Source organism: Marinomonas sp. ABL3_031 (genome assembly GCF_056161265.1).
Genome location: NZ_JBSWYU010000012.1, coordinates 101104 through 120728, shown reverse-complemented (window position 1 = coordinate 120728; position 19625 = coordinate 101104). Strand labels below are relative to the sequence as shown.

Here is a 19625-nt window from a genome sequence, read left to right as displayed (position 1 = left end):
GCGGTGATCTTCTTTATTGGTTTTGGTCAGCATTAGTATGCCGATTACATCCAACCACGTTCTTTGTAGTACTTAATCGCACCAGGATGAAGAGGTGCTGACAATCCGTCTTTGATCATTTGTTCTTCTTTCAGATTGGCAAACGCTGGGTGCAGTTTTTTGAAGTCGCTAAAGTTGTCGAAGACGGCTTTAACCAAGACGTAAACCGCCTTTTCGGACACGTCTGCTGAAGAAATCAGGGTAGCACCAACACCAAATGTCATGACATCGTCTGGGTTACCTTTATACATTCCGCCTGGCACGGTCGCTACACGATAATAGGGATTATCTGCAATGAGCTTATCGATTGGAGCACCTTTTACGTTAACAAGCTCAATATCACAGGTGGTCGCCGCTTCTGTAATCGCCGCGGCAGGGTGACCGATAGTATAAATCATAGCATCGATTTTACCGTCACAAAGTGCTTGCGCCATTTCCGACCCTTTCAGTTCCGATGCGAGAGCGAAGTCTTTCATCGTTATACCAAATGCGCCCATCACAACTTCCGTGGTCGCACGTTGACCCGATCCAGGGTTACCGACGTTCACTTTTTTACCCTTAAGATCTTCAAATTTTTCGATACCTGAACCTTTGCGTACGATCAAGGTAAAGGGCTCTGGATGGACAGAGAAGACAGCACGTTCTTTTTTGAACGGCCCTTGGTCTTTAAATTTAGACGTTCCGTTATATGCATGATACTGCCAGTCTGATTGCGCCACACCAAACTCGAGTTCGCCACCTCTCACTGTATTGATGTTGTAAACCGAACCACCAGTCGATTCGACCGAACAACGAATGCCATGTTCTTTACGTTCCTTATTCACCAGACGACAAATCGCGCCACCGGTAGGATAATAGACCCCGGTTACGCCGCCTGTACCAATTGAAATAAATTCCTGCGCCATGGCCACAGGTGCCGTCAGGCCAAGAGAAATAAGACCGACGATTGCTGAGTGTTTAATTTTCATGAAATTACCCTTCTCCATTTTTGGTTATTGTACACTTCTTAGAAGAAGCAACGTTTTTGAAATTGAACAAGCCCTATCATTTGCAAGACGTGTCATCGTTCGCTCCTCGATTCAGACAACAGATCAGACATCGAATAGACGAAACGATTTGTCATTTCATCAAGGTTGCTTTGTTTTTGATGTGAGTATGATGATTCAGATCCACATCAATGTTTTATAAGGCTTCTGTCTATTACCTCTTCGGTTCCGAGAAAATGACGATCTCGATCATTTTCTATATAAGAACTATTAGCAAAATTGTCGCCAATTTTCCTGTTAAAATACGATTCATTTTCTACAACCTAAGAATTGAAATGGTTACGCTTGAGTATTTTTGGGTGCTGCAGTGCTGTTGTCATAGGATGTGACATATAGGAATTTGCATCTTGAAAGAATTCTGACTCATTTGCGAAGCGATGATACACTGAGTACGGCCATAATACAGCAATAATCATTTAATTAATGTCGCTTAATCTTTGCTGGATTATGAATATGTCCGGTTTGACTCTCGTCAGCTTGGAGCCTGTTCAATTTTATGCAGCTGTCTGGGGAAGTGAGTTGATCAATATAGGGGCGCTTGGGCATATTAATAGCGCTAACTTTAGCGGGTGTTCCGAACAAGTTCCGTAACAAGGTTATTATCTTCAAAAGGCTAGGTTATGATGTCGAACAATGGTTGATGCTTCGCCGCAATTTAATATATATCAAGGAAATACAATATGCTGATAGACCACATTGGTCTTGCGATTTCGGATTATGAAAGAAGTAAACTTTTTTATACCAAGGTGTTAGCGCCGCTTGATATTGTTCTCGTTGCGGAAATTAAAAACAGCTGGGGCGGTTTTGGTAGAGATGGAAAAGGTGAATTCTGGATAGGGTTGGATGAAAAGGTTCAGCATCCGATGCACATTGCGTTTCTTGCTGAAAGCAGAGAACAAGTGGATGTCTTTTATAAGGCAGCGGTAGCCGCGGGTGCTAAAGATAATGGCAAGCCAGGGTTGAGAAGGCGTTATCATGAAAACTACTATGGGGCGTTTGTTATCGATCCGGACGGCCATAATATTGAAGCGGTTTGTCACAAAGCGGAAGGCTAATCAATACTCCTTTGAAAAGGCGGTCTCGAAATGGATGTAAATTATTGGATTTTGTTTTTAACTGCGACAGTAATGCTGACGCTCTCACCCGGGCCAGATTTATTGTATGTTATATCGCGAACGGTGACCCATGGAAGAAAAATAGGCGTAGCTTCTTCTTTGGGAGTATGCAGTGGTGCTTTCTTTCATGTTGTGGCCGCGGCGTTGGGGATTTCAGCAGTGCTTGCCACGTCTGCTACGGCATTTTCTGTTGTCAAGTACATAGGGGCTGCTTACTTGTTGTATCTGGGTTATAAAGCGTTGCGTTCAGCGGGTGAAAGCTTCCAACCAGCTTCAGCGGAAAACCTTTCTATCTCGTTTTGGAGCGCATTTAAGCAAGGCATGTTAATTGATGTTTTGAATCCCAAAGTCGCCATCTTTTTTATGGCCTTTTTACCACAATTTGTCCGACCAACGGAAAGCAGTGTCGCATTGCAATTAATCATGCTTGGAACGATTGTAATTTTGGTTGGCGTCGTGCTTGAGTTTATCCTTATTTTATTGGCTGAAAAAGCGACGGCGTTTCTAAGAAGCCAACATAACATTGCTGTTTGGATGGATAGAGTGCTAGGGACGATTTTGGTTGGGTTAGGTGTTCGCTTAGCATTGACTGAATGATATGTTTGCATCGCATAAGGTATGACGCTAAAGGAAATGGTTAAGCTAAGTGATGAGGAAAGCGTCTTTAATCTTTCCTTGCGTTGTTTTAAGGAAAGGTAATGAATATCGGATCCGTAATAAGCTTTTGTATTTTATTTTGCTTTTCCATTTCAGCCAAGGGTGCCAATGATTATCAATACATTGATTATGCACTTGGTATGAGTGACTTGGAGCATACAAAATCCAATGGGGACTACGAATCATTTTCTGGTGCCTTTACGATACAAAATCAGACATTTTTTGCTTTTGAGGCCAACGAGTATTACAAGCGTGATGAGTACGATATTGATTTAACCGGATTTGGTATTGGCTCTTACACCGATTTTGGTCGTGCGACGGATTTATATGGCCTTTTACAATTGATTGTTGTGGATTTGGGAAATACGGATAAAAGGGGATTGCGTTTGTCCCTTGGTGTGCGCTCCAGTATTTCAAGTCGTACGGAACTGGCTGGTAAAATATATTATGAAGATGTCTATGAGAAAAGCAGTAAAAGTTATGCGCTGGCATTGAGAAATTATGTGACGACTGATTTTTCAATAGGCCTAGGGTACGACATGACCAATATCGCTGAGGATGATATGACGCATTTGTATGTTTCTGTTCGTCTAAATTTTTAAACAGTATGAGTAGGCATTAGATCAAACAGCATTCTTCTATGATCAATTTACTATGAGTATTTCCTATTATTAAGGAAGGTAAGAAGCATTTTAGATAGATTTGAAGACATTCCCCTCCATCACATGCTTTAGTTCTTCTATTAACAATGCCTTAGTTGGGTTTGTTTGCATGGCTTATAAAAGTGATTGGCATTGATGAAATCATTAACCCCTCCTAAAAATCACTATTCAATATGATTATATGCGCAAATGCTCTCCTAGAAGGGTTTACGGAATTTTTTAAAACCCCTTAAGTATCAATCGCTTATTTATTTTCAAAGGATGGCATGGTCCTTGCCATAGTAAGTCTGTGTTTCGCCGTTCCTTATGTGAGCGGATCTGAACGAACACAACATGACTTATAACGAAAAATAAAAATAAGGGTAAAGCATGATATCTAGCTTGTTTAATGATGTGTTTTGGCAGAACGCTCTTCTGTTTAAAAGTCATCGAATCACACCACAATTCTCTCATCCAGATTTAGACATTTCCATACGAAGTCAATGCGACGAAAAGCCCAGGGTAACGGATATAAATCCTTAGCCGTTGGCTTTTATCGGTTATTTCGAAGGAAGTGACGAACAAATTTTTTGGCTAAAGCAAAAGCGCCAACCTTTCGCCTACTGATGCTATGTCAACCTAGAGGTTGGTGCATGAGTCAGCCTATATTGGTCGTACCTTTCTGAGATGTTTGATTCTGAACTCACAATAAAAACAAAATGGTGTTTAAATGAAAATTAATACTTATGAAAATCGTCTTTTGTCGATTCTGTTCCTTTGTTTTGGCTTTGTCTTCTTTGATCGACTGGCTTTGTCCTATTTATTTCCTTTTATTGCGCAAGATTTGCAACTGACAAACAGTCATTTGGGAATTCTATCTTCCGCTTTATCGGTTACTTGGGCGTTGTCTGGCATGACCTTGGGTCACATTGCGGATAAGAAAGACTCGAAAAAACTGATTCTAGTGGTGTCGGTTATTGCTTTCACCTTGTGTTCTGTCCTCTCTGGTATTGTCACCAGCTTTGTTAGTTTGTTGTTTTTCCGTTCTTTGATGGGGGTGGCTGAAGGCCCTGTTTTGCCTATTGTTCAATCCTTAATGGCCTCGGCTTCTAATCCGAAGCGACGGGGGTTAAACATGGGCTTGATCAATGCCAGTGCGCCTGGCTTGATTGGTGCTGTTATTGCCCCTGTGGTGTTGGTATGGATAGCAACTGAGTACGGTTGGCGTTCGGCTTTTTACGCAACCATTATTCCAGGTTTGGTGGTCGCCGCTTTAATTATGTTGTTTGTGAAAAACAAATATGAGCACCCAAATACCGAACCTGTGATGGAGAATAACAATAAAACCAGCATAAAGGATTTACTTAAACATCGAAATATTGTGCTGTGCACCATCATTTCCTGTGTCTATGTGTCTTGGTTTGTCACCATTATTACCTTCACACCAACTTACCTGATTAACGCGCGAGAACTCTCACCGGATGTGATGAGTGGCATAATGGGGGCATTAGGGATTGCCTGGATGCTATGGGGTTTCGTTGTCTCTTTTGTGTCTGATCGTATTGGACGTAAACCCGCTATGATCTTTTTTACTCTGGTGACAACGGGCTTCCCACTGGTGTTGATTTTTGCGGAAACAGACATGATTTTACCCCTTGCTTTCATTACCTATACGGGCCTAGGCTGTTTCACTTTATTTATGGCGACCATTCCTGCGGAAACGGTATCACCTCGACAAGTAGCGACTGCTCTGGGTTTGATTATGGGGGTAGGAGAACTGGTTGGTGGTTTTATTACCCCTATCATAGCAGGTGTGCTGGCGGATAAATATGGATTGGATGTGGTTATGTGGATCGGGGCAGGCACTTCCTTTACTGTGGTGATTTTGTCACTATTTTTGAAGGAGACGGCTCCGGCTGTTATTTCTAAACAAGAGGGTAAAGCGGCTTCCTCTTTATCTTAGTCAATCTCCTTCTACATTGTTATTCAAGCCCACAGGGAAGTGGGGTTATGCTTCATTAGATCTCTTGTCAGATTAACTTCTTCATTTTTTCCTAAAGTGCTTTGTCTACAGTGCTTTGCTTTTGCATACCTATTCATTCTCTTTTGGTCGGCTATTAGGGCATCAGGGAAAAAGGCCTTTTTAGTGCAATAGAGGGTTTTGTGCTGCAAAAATGTCCGTTTTCATTATTCGAATTTATTTAGCTTTACTTTTATTTGGCCTGCATTAGAGAGAAAACTTCATTGATATCAAGGGGCTAAATCGATTGATGACGAAAATTTGATCACACAAGCTTGGATTGGCAAAGGTTTTGCTTTCCTGTAAGGAAATAAATATTCCCTAGGGTGTTGTTTTGTAAGGCTTCCCACAGGTTTAAATGATCAAATTGGGTATTTTGGATAGTTAGAGAGGTGAAAATGGCTAATTCTTGGCGTATATCTGCTTTATCTGATCGTCACCGGGCGCTCGGTTCAGCGCTTGAAGATTGGAATGGCATGGGGACCCCATGGACCTATGAGAGTGACCTAGCATTGGCACACGAAGCCATTCGTAGCAAAGCGGGCTTGATGGATGTGTCTGGCTTAAAAAAGGTGCATTACGTTGGGCCTCATGCGGAAAGCTTATTGGATTACGCAACCACTCGTGATATGTCCAAGCTGTATCCAGGTAAGTCGGTGTATGCCTGTATGCTTAATGATGAGGGTAAGTTTGTGGACGATTGTATTGTCTATCGAACTGGACCCAATGCCTTTATGGTGGTGCATGGTGCCGGCAAGGGCGATGAAATGTTAGCTCGTAGTGCACTTGGACGCCAGGTCGCCGTGTTATTTGATGATGATCTGCATGATATATCGTTACAAGGTCCGTTAGCCGTTGATTTTCTTGAAGACCATGTGCCAGGCATTCGAGAGTTAGCTTATTTCCATCATATGCAAACTCGTTTATTTGGTTGTCCTGTGATGATCTCTAGAACGGGTTATACCGGTGAGCGGGGATACGAGATTTTTTGTAAAGCGGCTGATGTGGGATTGCTTTGGGACACTATTTTAGAGAAAGGCCAATCGCTTGGCATTATTCCCTGTGCTTTTACTGCCTTGGATATGTTGCGGGTGGAGAGCTATCTGCTCTTTTATCCTTATGACAATTCGGAAATGTACCCATTTCCTGACGAAGCCGCTGGAGACACATTGTGGGAGCTAGGGCTGGATTTCACCGTCTCAAAAGATAAGCGTCACTTTCGAGGTTCGATTGAACATTTTCGTTTGGAAAATAAAGAAAGATTTAAAATATTTGGTGTCTTGTTAGAAGGCGATCAAGCAGCGGCGGAAGGGGATACTCTTTGGGTGGATGGTCAGCAGGTAGGTGTCATTACGTGTGCCATGTATTCACGGTTGACCAAAAAATCCATGGCCATCGCCCGTTATGAAGTGGCGTATGCCGTGCAGGACAAGCCGCTTCAAGTCAGGGGCAGTATTGAAGTGGCTGCTGTGGCGCATAGTTTGCCATTTGATGATCCGGAAAAGAAAAAACGCACCGCTAAAGGCTAATTGCGAGGAGAATTTATGGAAGCCGACTTTGATTCGAGTATTAAGAGTCGTCCACTGTATCAAGCTGTTAGCATTAATGATAAGGCGGATTTTTCTTTGTTTGTAATAGAAGCAGAAGCCAGTCAGGATTCACATTTAGAGACGTTATATCAATCTTGTAACACGCAAAAAGCCATTATGACCTTGTCCCTCGATGAGCTATCTGATGATTCATTGAAGGGGTTTGAGCGGACAGTATGTCCAGATGCGTTGTCCGTTGTTTTTGCTAACCTGCCTATGTCTGCGCAATTGTATGTCAGTGGATCGGAAGCGTTCTTGTGGGATGTCCATAAATTGGCGGTACAGGCAGGTCTGTTAGCTGAACAGATTATACTTAGCCAACCGACCACGCCTGCTCGTCGCGTTTTTTGTACACATTGTTATAACCAAATGGAGAATGTTTTGCATACGCCTGTGGTGTGTTCTGGATGCGGTTTACCCTTGTTAGTAAGAGACCATTTTTCGCGACGGTTAGGGGCTTATGTTGGTTTAAACATTAATGCTGAGGATAAAGCTGAGTTACCAGAAAGGGAGGCATTAAAATGAATAATGGACAATTAACGGTTCGAGTGGTCAATATCCATCAAGTTGCTCCGAGCATTCGTGAATTTGTTTTAGAAGCCTGCGATGATACCCCAACGTTATTGCCATTTTCACCGGGTTCTCATGTGGTGGTCACTATGCAAGATGGGGCTAAAAAATGGCGTAATCCCTATTCTTTACTCAGTGATCCGAGCCACCCTTTGCAATATAAAATTGCGGTACGTCTTCAGGATCAATCACGTGGTGGTTCTGTGTATATGCACAATAAAGTCAATGTAGGTGATCAACTGAGTATTTCCGCGCCGGCGAATTTATTTGCACCTTATTGGCGTGCCAAAAAGCATTTAATGTTGGCTGGTGGTGTTGGTATTACGCCATTTATGTCTTTTTTGCCTGAGATGCGGCGACGTCATGCGGAGGTTGAATTGCACTATATGTTTGATGGTTCTGTGACGGGAGCCTATCAAGCAGTGTTATCTGACATGCTGGATGACAAATTACATTGCTACGATTCCAATCAAAATAATCGTTGTTCTGTTGCTGAAGTGATGGCTGAGCAGCCTTTGGGGACGCATCTTTATATTTGTGGTCCACAAAGTCTGTTGGAAATGGTGAAAAACATTGCCGCTGACATGGGATGGCCGCAAAGCGCCATTCACTATGAAGCTTTTACGGCACCTGCACCGGGTAAGCCTTTTGTCGCGGAATTAAGTAATGGTAAACGCATCAAGGTTGCAGACGATGAGAGTCTATTAGATGCATTGGAAGCGGCAGATGTGGAAATTCAAAGCTCATGCCGTGGTGGGGTCTGTGGACGTTGTTTTACACGAGTCTTACAGGGCCAAGTAGAACACAGAGATGAATTTTTATCGTCGCCAGAGAAATCCCGTCAAGATTGTATGATGCCATGTGTGTCTCGCGCGATCAGCGATACACTTGTGCTTGATTTATAAAGGAAATGAAGTATGCGAGTTGCTCCAAAACCCATTCAAACCTTTCGTGATGACTTTTCTTATACCAACAGTGCTGCTGCGATAAAGCGTTTCCCTTTCCCTTTTCCTGATGACACTTATCGATATTCGGTCAATATAGAACCTCATCTGCCAAAAGAAGGTAAGGGCTCGGCTTATGAGTTTTTTTATGATGTGGATGAGCATTATTTGTCTGAAATGGCGGAGCGTGATCTTGTCTTGAACAAACGTCCTGCTAGTTGTTTGATGTTGCCTCATATGGACTTGGCTTGTTGGGACTTGATTGATGTTTCCATGACGCATCTTGCTAAAGATTATCCTGAGTATTTTGCTTTGAGTAAAAATGCTGATAAGTGGTGTTGGGAAAATAAGTTGTTAAACATTAAGGATGAGTTTGTGTTTGGCGATTCTTCAAGCTTACCTTTGCCACCCATGGAATACATAGGTAGACAAGTACAAGGGGATTTGGTGCTCATGGATCAGCGTGAGCAAAACCTTTATCTTGATGCGGGTATTTTGACCTGTCCAGCAGATTGGTCATTGGCCTTTGATGTGGGCATGGCATTTGCCGAATGGCACGGCCCAGTTCCTTTTGTGCACAGTGAAGGCATTATTGATCGGGCGCTTAAATTTTTAATGTCCATTCCTCAAGGTCAGGCAACACGACGTTTGAATTGGACCTTAACCGTTAACCCAAGAATGGATGTTTCACCTGAAACCTACCCTGAATGGGGGCCAGATCGCTTGACGGTAACGCCTGATAATATTGGTGAAAAAGTTTTTCTAAGGGTCGAGTTGCAGGTGTTTGATCGCATGCCACGCAGTAATGCGTTAATGATGAACATTCGAACTTATTTAATGAGTATGCAGGATCTGGTGACCAATCCAGTTTGGGCAAAAAGGCTTTATCATGTCATGAAAACCTTGCCACCAGAGTTGGTTGAATATAAAGGCTTAACCCGTTATCACCCTATGCTGGTCGATTGGTTGGCAAAATACTGGGAGTGAGTTTTTACTGTGGAGCAGGTAAGGCATCTAAAGTATTTGTTTTGTCGAGTGAGATTCACAAAATCATTCTTCTTGATAAGGGATAGAAAGACGTAAGGGCAGACGAATCTGAAAATGCGCCCCTAAGGAGGCATCTTGTTTTATAGAACGGATGTCACCTTGCAATCTTTGTGATATCAGATTGTATATTGTAGATAGTCCTAACCCCGTTCCTCCCCCAGATCGGTTGGTCGTAAAGAAGGGGGTGAAAATGTTTTTTGCTACTTCATCTTTTATGCCCACACCATTGTCTTGGTAGTCAATGATAAAGTCGTTTTGCTGAATAAACACCTTAATATAAATCTGATTATGGTCGTTATCGGAAGGTTGGAAGCCATGAATACAGCTGTTGTTAATTAGGTTGGATAATATCTGATCAATGGACTCTGAGTAGGTCACAATGGTTAAATTATTTGGAATGTCTAAGGTAAATTCTACCTCGTAAGGAGCGTACATGGGTTCAAGACTATTTATGATGGTATGAATAAGGGAATTAAGGTCGAATTTAACCAGTACTTTATGACTTTGGTTGGCTGCGGTTTGTTTAAATTCCTGTACCAAGTTCGCTGCACGACGTAGATTTACCTTGGCAATGTCATGTGCTGGAAGGGTTGCACCTATAAAATTAACAAAAATAGATTCGTCTAGGGTGCCCTTTTCGTAGGCATCCCTTAATTTATAGATTTCTTCACCAATTATAGAATGAGAGGTAATGGCAACTCCTAATGGAGTATTGACCTCATGAGCGACACCACTGACTAACTCTCCTAAAGCCGCCATTTTTTCCGATTCAACCAAATAGGATTGTGCAGTTTTTAAATCTTCAAGCGTCTTTTTTAATTCGGCGTTGCGTATAAGGATTTTTTGCTCTAGTTCTAAATTGGTATGAGTTAGCGCTTGTTGTAGTTTATTGTTTTGAGTAGCAAGAATAACGCGTCCAAAAACGTCGGCAAGCGCACAAGAGAATTGTAATGTGTTGTCATCAAATCGAGATTGATGATTCTGCCTTCTGCCTTGTAAGAAACCAACAACTTTTCCTTTATGATAAATAGGAGCAATGACTAAAAAGTGCTTGTTTAAGTTAACATTTGATAGCCATGAAGTCGTTGTGGCGTGGCTTGAATTTAATAGCAGAAAAGAGTTACTGTCTAGCTCTCTGATGAATCCTTCCACTTGTTGTTCATCCATTGGTGAAAAGGGACTGCTTGTGTTGTTGTGCAAATCCAGCATGAATGAACAGGTCATTGAGCCATTTTCATCCAATAACCAAATACTGGCATCTTTGAGGAAGGCTGCTTTGACATAACTGTTTAATACCGACTGTGATGCGTTATAAAGATTGCCTGTATCAATCACAGGATCCGATAAAAGCGCAGTTATGTACTTCTGGTATTTCATATTAGATGGGATTCCTCTTCGTCTGGAAATTGCTCGCGAATGTCCATGATGTGATCAAAATTTTTGATAACTAGATCACAGATTTTAGGATCAAAGTGCTTGCCTTTTTGTTCTGCTAACAAATTCAAAATCTGCTTATGACTCCAGGCTTTTTTATAAGAACGATTAGAACCTAATGCATCGATTACATCTGCAATCGCCATAATGCGACCTTCTAGAGGAATGTTTTCACCGGAGGTGCCGTTTGGATAACCTGAACCGTCCCATTTTTCATGATGTGCTATGGAAACCATTGCCCCCATTCTTGGTAAACCGTGTTTTGATCTGCTTAACAGATTATAGCCAATCATAGGATGAGAACGCATGATATCCCATTCTTCATCGGTTAATTTGCCAGGTTTATGCAGTATGCTTTCAGGTACGCCAATTTTACCTAAATCATGCATAGGTGCTGCATGTTTAATCATATAAATATGTTTTTCGGGCAGTTCAAGCAAACTACCAATGTATTCACAAATATGTGCGACACGGCGCACATGTGCACCCGTTTCTTTTGATCTTTCTTCGATCGCCTCACTGAGCATTAACATGAGTTCTTCTTGAACCTTTTCTACTTCCTGTTTGGCACAGAGCTTTTCCAAAGCCAGCGCTAAATTGGCAGTAAACAGAGGTAATAATTTAAGTTTATTTTTTGTCAAAGGTGCCTTTAATGATAATTGTATCGTTACATGACTAAACTCATCAGTCGACACTTGATGAGTTATCTCTAATGGTTCAGCGTGAAATAAAGTTTGTTGAATATGTGGATTATGTTGTTGTTTAAAATTTTCTAGCGCTTTGGATACCGGCTCAATGAAAGCATTTTGTTCTAACTTGCCATCTTTAACATAAAATTGGCTGATATTAGCTTCTGCATAGGGAACATAGGAATGATAGCTGACTCCCAAGCTAAGCTCATCTTGCTTAAGAAAAGCCTTAAGCTCATTTAAGGCGGTTAATAAGAAATCATCAAGTGAAGAAAACTTTAACACTTCACTACAGGAAGAAAGCATTTGTTGAACTTTCTCACGATTGCTTGAAATGGCTTTAATATCACGGTACGAGCGCAATGAAGTAAGAGTGGTTGTTTTTAAATGGGATGAAGACAATTCTGTTTTGTGCTTGTAATCATTAATTTCATACTCATGGATAATTCTGTCTTCCGGTGCTTGGCCTGGCTGCCCAGTTCTTAATACTAAGCGAATGTGAGGGTTTTGCTGCTCTTGTCGTATCCATTTAATAAGATCAAGGCCCGCATGATCCGTCTCCATCACAACATCAACAAAAGCCAAAGCAAAATCACTGTGAAGCTTTAATAATGTTTTGGCTTCACTTGCAGAATTTGCTTCATAAATCTCAATAGGAGCACCTTCAAAAGAGAGTCCCTTTAGTGCCATTTTGGATATTGAAATGACATCTTTTTCGTCATCGATTAAGAGTATTTTCCAAGGCCTTAAGTTTGAAGAGGATGCGGTTTTCGGGAGTGGTTCAGGCTTATTTTGTGCCAAAGCAAAAAGTGAATTTTTCATAATAGGTTTGGCCCACGAATAAAATGACTTAAAAAAATATGACAGTATGACTAATGCTAATTGATAAGATGATTTAACTGACTAAATGTGCAGGGATTATGCACAGTGTGATTTGTATAGATAATGTGTGATTATGAAAAGTTTCTTATTTAACTGTCCTCAAAGACTTTTTCCATATCGACTTTTTTATTTTCCCAGAAATCCAAATTGAGGTGGCTTTCAATCTCTTTTAAGTGGATTTTCATGCAATGAACAGCGGCCTTCACATCACTTCGTTCAAGGGCATCCACTATGTCCTTATGATCGTTACAACCACATAGATCTCCGGCTTCTATTTGATAGAGGGATATGATCAATGAACTTCTGGTGATGAGGTTTTGCAACATATCCGCCAGTACAGAATTGCCTGCCAATCTTGCTAAAAGTAAATGGAACTCACCGGATTCTTTGATGATTTGACCACGTTTATTTAACTTGATGGCGTCTAATTCTGTTTTCAATTGCTTTTTTAAGATGGCAATGTCCATTTGTCGACATTTTTCACTCAGGGTCTCAATGATGCCTCGTTCAACAATGGATCTTGCCGTAAAGACTTCTCGCGCTTCCTCTACGGAAGGTTGAGAAATACTGGCGCCTTTATTTGGCACTATGGTCACAATACGGTTAAGTTCTAGTCTTTTTAATGCGGAGCGAACGTGATTTCGGTTGGCTTTTAATCGAATGACTAATTCGGCTTCTATCAAACGTGTTCCTGGTGGTAAGCGTTGCTCTGCAACGGCATTACTGATGACATGGACAAGACGCTGGATTTCAGATTCTTTGTTAAGAGACATAATGAATAGCAGATTGTTAACAATATGATGTTTTTAATTTACCCTCGCTCATTCCCGAAATCAAACGACAATTTTGCACTAATTGAGTACTTTATGCGTAAAACCGCACCAAAATAACCTGTTTTATCTGGTCAGTTCAAAACATCTTCGTCTCGAATAAAAGTAGTTTATATAAGCATTTACTCAATATGGCACCAGTATTGCAGTATCAAAATATATGATTGCTAACAATTTTGGATGTTAATGTATGTCGGGTTCAGTGGAGTTGATTCAGACGACCAAAATCTATGATCAGGTTGCGGTGGTGGATGCGATAAATGTCAAGGTAGAAAAGGGAAGCTACTGCTGCCTGCTTGGTCCAAGTGGCTGTGGTAAAAGCACCACTCTTAGAATGATTGCGGGTCATGAAAACGTCACGGAAGGAGACATTCTACTGAATGATCGAAATGTGACGAATTTGACGCCTCGACAACGTGGCACGGCAATGATGTTTCAGAACTACGCCTTATTTCCTCATATGAGTTGTCTGGACAATATTGCTTATGGTTTAAAAGTCAGCGGTGTCAGTAAAGCCGAGCGCTATGCCAAGGCGAATGACATGTTATCGCTGGTGAATATGACTGAGCATGCGCATAAACTACCGGGGCAACTTTCTGGTGGACAACAACAGCGTATTGCTTTGGCTCGAGCTCTTATTTGTAAGCCGGATGTGGTGTTGCTGGATGAACCTCTGTCGGCACTCGATCCTTTTTTACGCATTCAAATGCGTAAGGAATTAAAACAGTTACAGCAACAGCTTGGCTTAACCTTTATTCATGTTACTCACTCGCAAGAAGAAGCCTTTGCTTTGGCCGATCAAGCCATTGTCATGTCGGCCGGTAAAATTGAACAAGCAGGCTCCCCAAGAAGCATATTTGAATCCCCTAAAACGGAGTTTGTGGCAAACTTTATTGGCGGACACAATGTACTCACTGTATCTGCTGCGCTTCCCATCCAAGATGTTACCAACACTTTTTCGGTGCGAGCCGATCATATTCAAACCTCAGCCACGTCTGCTAATGATGTTGTTGTGACAGTACACATTATAGACGTCGAATTTCAGGCGCAATTCTATCTTCTGGAAGCCAAATTAGAGGACGGACAACCGGTAATTTGTTATTTACCGGAAGATAAATTCGATGCCGAACGGATGAAGATAGGTAAGTCTATTAACCTGTATTGGTCCCCTGAGCGGATCAATGCGTTTCACTGTTAGTCAACCCAAACGGAGACAACAAATGAAAGAGAAAGCGATAATTGATCCAACACATCAGGCGGATACTGCTGCTACTGAGACGCAAGCAAATACTCCGTCTTTCAGTCGTCGTTCGTTATTGAAAGGGGCCGCAAAAGCGGGTGTCGCCGCGGGTGCCATATCAGGCTTCCCGATGATATGGGCACAAAATATCAAAAATGTAACCTTGCGTCAGTTTGGTACTGGGGTGTCGAATCTTAATGCCATTGCAGATAAGTGCAAGGAAGACCTTGGATTTAACTTACAACTAACTTCATTGGATTCTGACAGTGTCACTCAGCGCGCGGTGACGCAACCCAAATCATACGATATTGCCGATATCGAATACTGGATATGTAAAAAGGTGTTCCCAGCGGGTGTGATGCAACCATTGGATACCAGTAAATTAAAGAACTTTAGCAAAATATCACCGCTCTTTATTAATGGTAAGTTGACACCGGATGCTGAGATTGCACAGGGTACTGCGCCTCACACAGTGGGTTTCGTTGAATCAAAAGGCTCTACAAAATTTGCCACAGAGCAAACCAACTGGATGACCTTGATTCCAACTATCTACAATGCCGATACATTGGGTATTCGCCCTGATTTAGTGGGTCGTCCGATCACCACTTGGGCAGACATTATGGATCCGGCCTATAAAGGTAAAACCTCAATACTAAACATTCCATCCATCGGCATCATGGACGCCGCCATGATTTGTGAAGCGATGGGGGAAATTAAATACGCTGACAAAGGCAATATGAGCAAAGCGGAAATCGATAAAACCATCGATATTTTGATCGCTGCGAAAAATCAGGGGCAATTTCGTGCATTTTGGAAATCATTTGACGAATCAATCAACCTGATGGCATCCGGTGAAGTGGTGATTCAGAGTATGTGGTCTCCTGCGGTAACGGCAGTTCGCAGTCGCGGTATTCCATGTGTGTATCAACCCTTGAAAGAAGGCTATCGAGCGTGGGGTGGCGGTTTAGGCTTAGCGTCTCATTTGTCCGGCTTAGAGTTGGAAGCTGCCTATGAATATATTGACTGGTATCTATCAGGTTGGGTCGGTGCTTACTTGAATCGTCAAGGTTACTACAGTGCTGCGCCTGAAACCTCTAAGAATTATATGACACCAGATGAATGGGGCTTCTGGATAGAAGGCAAAGCCGCTAAGGGCGATATTTTAAACCCGGATGGTAAGGTCATGGAAAAAGCGGGTGCGGTTCGTGATGGCGGTTCTTACTGGGATCGTATGGGGGCTGTCGCTTGCTGGAACTCAGTAATGGATGAAAATAAGTATATGGTCAGAAAATGGAATGAGTTCATCGTTTCTTAATCTGTCCTTGGATAAGAGGGCAGGAAGCCCTCTTTTTTGATGAAGGTTTAATATTACATGGCGTTATCAAGAAACAATCACAGTTACTGGCAGTCTTTGCCCCTTAGTTTGGTACTTTTAGGCTTTCTGGTTTTTCCCATTGGCGTGATGCTAGTGGTCAGTTTTTGGGATTATAATGAGTATTCTCTAATACCGGATTTTATTTTAGACAATTATGAGTTTCTTTTAACCTCAAGTGTGACATTAAAAGCTTATTTACAAACCGTTAAGTATGCTTTTTTAACTTGGCTATGTACCTTTGGTATTGGTTTTATTCTGGCCTATTTTTTAGCCTTTCATGTCCGTACACAAAAAATGCAAACGCTATTGTTTTTGTTGTGTACTGTGCCATTTTTTACGTCAAATATTATTCGTATGATTTCTTGGATTCCGCTACTTGGTCGAAATGGCCTAGTGAATTCGGCATTGCAGACAGGCGGTTTGATTGATCAGCCAGTGGATTGGCTACTTTATAGTGACTTTGCCATTATTCTTGCCTATGTCCATCTCTATACCATGTTTATGGTGGTGCCCATATTCAACAGCATGATGCGCATTGATCGTCATCTTGTTGAGGCCGCTCTGGATGCTGGGGCAGCCCCTTGGCAAATAATGAAAGACATTATTGTGCCTCTATCTAAGTCCGGCATCATGGTCGGTAGTATTTTTGTGTTTACTTTGGTAATGGGCGATTTTATTACCGTCAAAATTATGGGAGGAGGGATTAAAGCCAATGTGGCTACTTTGATTTATAACGAAATTTCTTTACTGCAGTATCCAGCTGCTGCCGCGGGTGCCATTGTCTTGCTTATTACTGTGTTAATGATGTTGATGATTCTATTTCGTTTAGTGGATGTTCGTAAGGAGCTTTAGAATGAATAAACGACCTTTGAGCTTCTACTTTTTGGCCGCCTTCTTTGGCCTTTTTATGTTGTTTCTCTATGGGCCAAATATCACCATTGCTATTTTGTCTTTTCAAGGAGCCGATGGTGGTCTGACCTTCCCAATGCGTGGCGTGTCTTTGCATTGGTTTGCTCAGTTATTAGAACGTCAGGCGGTTGGTGACTTTGCCAGTGCTTTAGTGCGATCTCTTAGTCTGGGGGCCATGGTGATGGTGTGTACGGTAATCTTTTCCTTGCTGGCCGGTCTTGCTTTTCGCAAGCGATTTGCTGGCAGCCGTGTTATTTTTTATCTTACCCTTGCCAGTTTGATACTACCTTCTATTTTGGTGAGTCTTGGTATTGGTCTCATGTTTGATCGCTTGGGCTTAACGCCTGACTGGTTTACTTCTGGCTTTGGGGCGCATCTTACTTGGACCTTGCCTTTTGGTTTGCTCATTATGTTTGCCGTGTTTAATCGTTTTAACCCCAATTATGAGATGGCTTCTGCGGACTTGGGTGCCACGTCTTGGCAAACCTTTCGATTCATTTTGTTACCCTTGCTGGCACCAAGCCTGATAGGCATAGGCTTATTTGGTTTCACCTTAAGTTATGATGAGTTCGCTCGAACTCTGATGACGTCGGGCAGCTTAAATACTTTACCACTGGAATTGTTTGCCATGACCACCAACGTAACGTCGCCCGTATTGTATGCTTTGGGCACCGTGACGACCTTGGTGTCATTCGGGGTTATCTTATTAACCTTAATATTAGTAAAGCGGCTGAGTTCGACCTCAAAGAAATAATATAGCTGGTGCCGCTTGCTGCCATTTTTGCAGACTTTGAGTAGTCAATTTAAACGCGTTTTTCGCATGGATTAAACGGCTAAATAGGCTAAGGATGATCCGATGACAATTGCAATTATTAACCCCAATGCCTCCCATATCATGACCAAGCAAATGCAGGTATCTTGCTCAAATCTGACATTACATAATGAGACTTTATGGTTGGAATGTGAGAAAAGTCCGGTCAGTATAGAAGGACACAGTGATGGCATAAACGCAGCGTATCATTTGCTGGAAAAAATTCGGCAACTTGAGAATTCTGTCACGCCACCTAAAGCCTATGTTATTGCTTGTTTTGATGATACTGGCTTAGATGCTGCGCGAGAAATTACCGCCTCTCCTGTGATTGGTATTGGTGAAGCCGCGATGCATGCAGCAAGTTTTTTGAGTCAGAATTTTTTGGTTATGACGACCTTACAAAGGTCGGTTACCATACTGGAAGGTAATCTTAATCGCTATGGCCTAATGGTGAAATGTGCTGGGGTTGCGGCATCTGGTTTGCCGGTTTTGTCTCTTGAAGCGGATACGAACAGTTATTATATCGTGAAGCAAGCGGCACAGAAGATGTTACAGGAGAGAAATGCCGATGCTTTAGTACTAGGCTGTGGTGGAATGAGCCATTGGGTGGACGCTTTACAGCAGGACTTGGGCTTGCCGGTTTTAGATGGGGTGCGCATTGCCATTAGCTTTGCAGATAGTTTTATCGGCTTACAATTATCCACCAGTAAGACATTGGGATATGCTTGGCCAGAGAAAAAACAAATTTAGTATGGCGTTAACGGTTTTATTTTGTTCGTAATTATTTCCTAATGCGTTAACTTCTTTGAGTTCACTTCTGTGAATGAGATAAGTTGACTTAGCAACATACGCTAGCCTGGTATACAAAGCGCGTTTTAATACCGGGATTCATCGTCTCTCTAAAAAAATATCAACAAAAAGGCAGGCAGTGTCTCTTACTGAATTTTTATTAGCCAAATCGTCCAGTGATGTAATTTTGTGTACGTTCTGCTTTAGGGCGCAGGAACATTTCACTGGTATCAGAAGCTTCTATCACTTCGCCAAGATACATAAAAATAGTTTGTTGCGACACCCGCGATGCTTGCTGCATATTATGAGTGACCATGATAATAGTAAATTCTTCACGCAGGCTGTCCATTAAGTTTTCAATTTTAGTGGTTGATACTGGATCAAGGGCCGAGGTTGGTTCATCTAACAATAATATTTGTGGCTTTAAGGCGATAGTTCGAGCAATACAAAGGCGTTGTTGTTGGCCGCCAGAAAGGCTTTGTCCATTTTGATTTAGTTTATCTTTGACTTCGTCCCACAGGGCTGAGCTACGTAACGCTAACTCAACCCGTTCATCCATTTCTCGGCGAGTGGTTTTTTCGTATAAGCGAATGCCGTAGGCAATATTGTCATAAACGGACATAGGGAAAGGAGTGGGAGATTGAAACACCATTCCAACCTGGGCTCGTAAAGCGGGTACGTTGAACTTAGGGTCTAAGATATTTTTATCGTTAATAATGACTTGGCCTTTCGCTTTTTGTCCTGGGTAAAGGGTGTAAATTCTATTCAGAATGCGTAATAAGGTCGATTTTCCACAGCCTGACGGACCTATAATCGCAGTTGTTTTATGTCGCTGGATATTCAGGTTAATGTTCTTTAAGGCATGTGTATTGTGGTAATAAAAGTCCAGATTGCGAATGGCAATATCGATTGGTTCGGCTTGAGTTGACAGCTGCTGTTTTACAATATGATTGCTGTTAACGATAAAGTCTGCAGTAGTGTTTGCGGTGGATGACATG

At 42.0% G+C, this 19625-nt stretch carries 18 protein-coding genes; 13 read left to right on the top strand and 5 right to left on the bottom strand.

Going from position 1 to position 19625, the window contains the following annotated elements; genetic code table 11:
* Positions 1 to 44: 44 nt before the first annotated feature.
* Positions 45 to 1007, bottom strand: coding sequence for a TAXI family TRAP transporter solute-binding subunit (locus ACXAH2_RS13730; protein ID WP_475079247.1), 963 nt, complete (start codon positions 1005 to 1007; stop codon positions 45 to 47).
* Between the two features lie 758 nt (positions 1008 to 1765).
* Here ACXAH2_RS13730 and ACXAH2_RS13725 point away from each other — a divergent pair.
* From ACXAH2_RS13725 to ACXAH2_RS13690, 8 genes are all read left to right on the top strand, one after another.
* On the top strand, positions 1766 to 2140 hold the full coding sequence (locus tag ACXAH2_RS13725; protein WP_475079246.1) for a VOC family protein: 375 nt from the start codon (positions 1766 to 1768) through the stop codon (positions 2138 to 2140).
* A gap of 30 nt (positions 2141 to 2170) precedes the next feature.
* The gene (locus ACXAH2_RS13720; RefSeq protein WP_475079244.1) at positions 2171 to 2797 is read left to right on the top strand and encodes a LysE family translocator; all 627 of its coding nucleotides are present in this window, start codon (positions 2171 to 2173) and stop codon (positions 2795 to 2797) included.
* Between the two features lie 101 nt (positions 2798 to 2898).
* Entirely contained in the window at positions 2899 to 3459 is a 561-nt protein-coding gene (locus tag ACXAH2_RS13715; RefSeq protein WP_475079242.1) for a hypothetical protein, read from the top strand.
* A gap of 769 nt (positions 3460 to 4228) precedes the next feature.
* Positions 4229 to 5461, top strand: a complete 1233-nt coding sequence (locus ACXAH2_RS13710) for an MFS transporter (protein ID WP_475079240.1) — start codon at positions 4229 to 4231, stop codon at positions 5459 to 5461.
* 455 nt (positions 5462 to 5916) lie between these two features.
* On the top strand, positions 5917 to 7047 hold the full coding sequence (locus ACXAH2_RS13705; RefSeq protein ID WP_475079239.1) for an aminomethyl transferase family protein: 1131 nt from the start codon (positions 5917 to 5919) through the stop codon (positions 7045 to 7047).
* A 15-nt stretch (positions 7048 to 7062) separates the two neighbouring features.
* Positions 7063 to 7632 (top strand): dimethylamine monooxygenase subunit DmmA family protein, encoded by a 570-nt coding sequence (locus tag ACXAH2_RS13700; protein ID WP_475079237.1) that lies wholly within the window; start codon positions 7063 to 7065, stop codon positions 7630 to 7632.
* Positions 7629 to 8582 carry a PDR/VanB family oxidoreductase gene (locus tag ACXAH2_RS13695; protein WP_475079235.1) on the top strand — a complete coding sequence of 318 codons (954 nt, stop codon included), beginning with the start codon at positions 7629 to 7631 and terminating at the stop codon, positions 8580 to 8582. The genes ACXAH2_RS13700 and ACXAH2_RS13695 overlap by 4 nt, the downstream gene beginning before the upstream one ends.
* Positions 8583 to 8594: 12 nt before the next feature.
* Positions 8595 to 9608: a heme-dependent oxidative N-demethylase family protein gene (locus tag ACXAH2_RS13690; protein ID WP_475079234.1), complete on the top strand. Its 1014-nt coding sequence runs from the start codon at positions 8595 to 8597 to the stop codon at positions 9606 to 9608.
* A gap of 63 nt (positions 9609 to 9671) precedes the next feature.
* Here the strand turns inward: ACXAH2_RS13690 and ACXAH2_RS13685 are convergent, their stop codons facing one another.
* From ACXAH2_RS13685 to ACXAH2_RS13675, 3 genes are all read right to left on the bottom strand, one after another.
* Positions 9672 to 11045: a sensor histidine kinase gene (locus tag ACXAH2_RS13685; RefSeq protein ID WP_475079233.1), complete on the bottom strand. Its 1374-nt coding sequence runs from the start codon at positions 11043 to 11045 to the stop codon at positions 9672 to 9674.
* Complete coding sequence (locus tag ACXAH2_RS13680; RefSeq protein ID WP_475079232.1) at positions 11042 to 12613, bottom strand: HD domain-containing phosphohydrolase; 1572 nt, start codon at positions 12611 to 12613, stop codon at positions 11042 to 11044. Before ACXAH2_RS13680 ends, ACXAH2_RS13685 begins: the two co-directional genes overlap by 4 nt.
* 149 nt (positions 12614 to 12762) lie before the next feature.
* Complete coding sequence (locus ACXAH2_RS13675; RefSeq protein ID WP_475079231.1) at positions 12763 to 13446, bottom strand: GntR family transcriptional regulator; 684 nt, start codon at positions 13444 to 13446, stop codon at positions 12763 to 12765.
* Positions 13447 to 13693: 247 nt separating this feature from the next.
* On the opposite strand from ACXAH2_RS13675, the gene ACXAH2_RS13670 reads away from it, so the two are divergent.
* From ACXAH2_RS13670 to ACXAH2_RS13650, 5 genes are all read left to right on the top strand, one after another.
* Positions 13694 to 14701: an ABC transporter ATP-binding protein gene (locus tag ACXAH2_RS13670; protein ID WP_475079230.1), complete on the top strand. Its 1008-nt coding sequence runs from the start codon at positions 13694 to 13696 to the stop codon at positions 14699 to 14701.
* A gap of 22 nt (positions 14702 to 14723) precedes the next feature.
* Positions 14724 to 16058 carry an ABC transporter substrate-binding protein gene (locus ACXAH2_RS13665; protein ID WP_475079229.1) on the top strand — a complete coding sequence of 445 codons (1335 nt, stop codon included), beginning with the start codon at positions 14724 to 14726 and terminating at the stop codon, positions 16056 to 16058.
* Positions 16059 to 16115: 57 nt separating this feature from the next.
* Positions 16116 to 16970, top strand: a complete 855-nt coding sequence (locus ACXAH2_RS13660) for an ABC transporter permease (RefSeq protein ID WP_475079228.1) — start codon at positions 16116 to 16118, stop codon at positions 16968 to 16970.
* A 1-nt stretch (position 16971) separates the two neighbouring features.
* A complete protein-coding gene (locus ACXAH2_RS13655; RefSeq protein ID WP_475079227.1) occupies positions 16972 to 17781 on the top strand; it encodes an ABC transporter permease in 810 nt (269 codons plus the stop codon).
* A gap of 102 nt (positions 17782 to 17883) precedes the next feature.
* Entirely contained in the window at positions 17884 to 18588 is a 705-nt protein-coding gene (locus ACXAH2_RS13650; RefSeq protein ID WP_475079226.1) for an aspartate/glutamate racemase family protein, read from the top strand.
* Between the two features lie 199 nt (positions 18589 to 18787).
* On the opposite strand, the gene pstB is transcribed toward ACXAH2_RS13650, so the two are convergent.
* Positions 18788 to 19624, bottom strand: a complete 837-nt coding sequence (pstB, locus tag ACXAH2_RS13645) for a phosphate ABC transporter ATP-binding protein PstB (protein WP_475079225.1) — start codon at positions 19622 to 19624, stop codon at positions 18788 to 18790.
* Position 19625: the final 1 nt, after the last annotated feature.

What these genes read in the sequence shown, in the direction of transcription:
- ACXAH2_RS13730 (WP_475079247.1), bottom strand. Translation starts at nt 1,007, where the DNA reads ATGAAAATTAAACACTCAGCAATCGTCGGTCTTATTTCTCTTGGCCTG.
- ACXAH2_RS13725 (WP_475079246.1), top strand. Translation starts at nt 1,766, where the DNA reads ATGCTGATAGACCACATTGGTCTTGCGATTTCGGATTATGAAAGAAGT.
- ACXAH2_RS13720 (WP_475079244.1), top strand. Translation starts at nt 2,171, where the DNA reads ATGGATGTAAATTATTGGATTTTGTTTTTAACTGCGACAGTAATGCTG.
- ACXAH2_RS13715 (WP_475079242.1), top strand. Translation starts at nt 2,899, where the DNA reads ATGAATATCGGATCCGTAATAAGCTTTTGTATTTTATTTTGCTTTTCC.
- ACXAH2_RS13710 (WP_475079240.1), top strand. Translation starts at nt 4,229, where the DNA reads ATGAAAATTAATACTTATGAAAATCGTCTTTTGTCGATTCTGTTCCTT.
- ACXAH2_RS13705 (WP_475079239.1), top strand. Translation starts at nt 5,917, where the DNA reads ATGGCTAATTCTTGGCGTATATCTGCTTTATCTGATCGTCACCGGGCG.
- ACXAH2_RS13700 (WP_475079237.1), top strand. Translation starts at nt 7,063, where the DNA reads ATGGAAGCCGACTTTGATTCGAGTATTAAGAGTCGTCCACTGTATCAA.
- ACXAH2_RS13695 (WP_475079235.1), top strand. Translation starts at nt 7,629, where the DNA reads ATGAATAATGGACAATTAACGGTTCGAGTGGTCAATATCCATCAAGTT.
- ACXAH2_RS13690 (WP_475079234.1), top strand. Translation starts at nt 8,595, where the DNA reads ATGCGAGTTGCTCCAAAACCCATTCAAACCTTTCGTGATGACTTTTCT.
- ACXAH2_RS13685 (WP_475079233.1), bottom strand. Translation starts at nt 11,045, where the DNA reads ATGAAATACCAGAAGTACATAACTGCGCTTTTATCGGATCCTGTGATT.
- ACXAH2_RS13680 (WP_475079232.1), bottom strand. Translation starts at nt 12,613, where the DNA reads ATGAAAAATTCACTTTTTGCTTTGGCACAAAATAAGCCTGAACCACTC.
- ACXAH2_RS13675 (WP_475079231.1), bottom strand. Translation starts at nt 13,446, where the DNA reads ATGTCTCTTAACAAAGAATCTGAAATCCAGCGTCTTGTCCATGTCATC.
- ACXAH2_RS13670 (WP_475079230.1), top strand. Translation starts at nt 13,694, where the DNA reads ATGTCGGGTTCAGTGGAGTTGATTCAGACGACCAAAATCTATGATCAG.
- ACXAH2_RS13665 (WP_475079229.1), top strand. Translation starts at nt 14,724, where the DNA reads ATGAAAGAGAAAGCGATAATTGATCCAACACATCAGGCGGATACTGCT.
- ACXAH2_RS13660 (WP_475079228.1), top strand. Translation starts at nt 16,116, where the DNA reads ATGGCGTTATCAAGAAACAATCACAGTTACTGGCAGTCTTTGCCCCTT.
- ACXAH2_RS13655 (WP_475079227.1), top strand. Translation starts at nt 16,972, where the DNA reads ATGAATAAACGACCTTTGAGCTTCTACTTTTTGGCCGCCTTCTTTGGC.
- ACXAH2_RS13650 (WP_475079226.1), top strand. Translation starts at nt 17,884, where the DNA reads ATGACAATTGCAATTATTAACCCCAATGCCTCCCATATCATGACCAAG.
- pstB (WP_475079225.1), bottom strand. Translation starts at nt 19,624, where the DNA reads ATGTCATCCACCGCAAACACTACTGCAGACTTTATCGTTAACAGCAAT.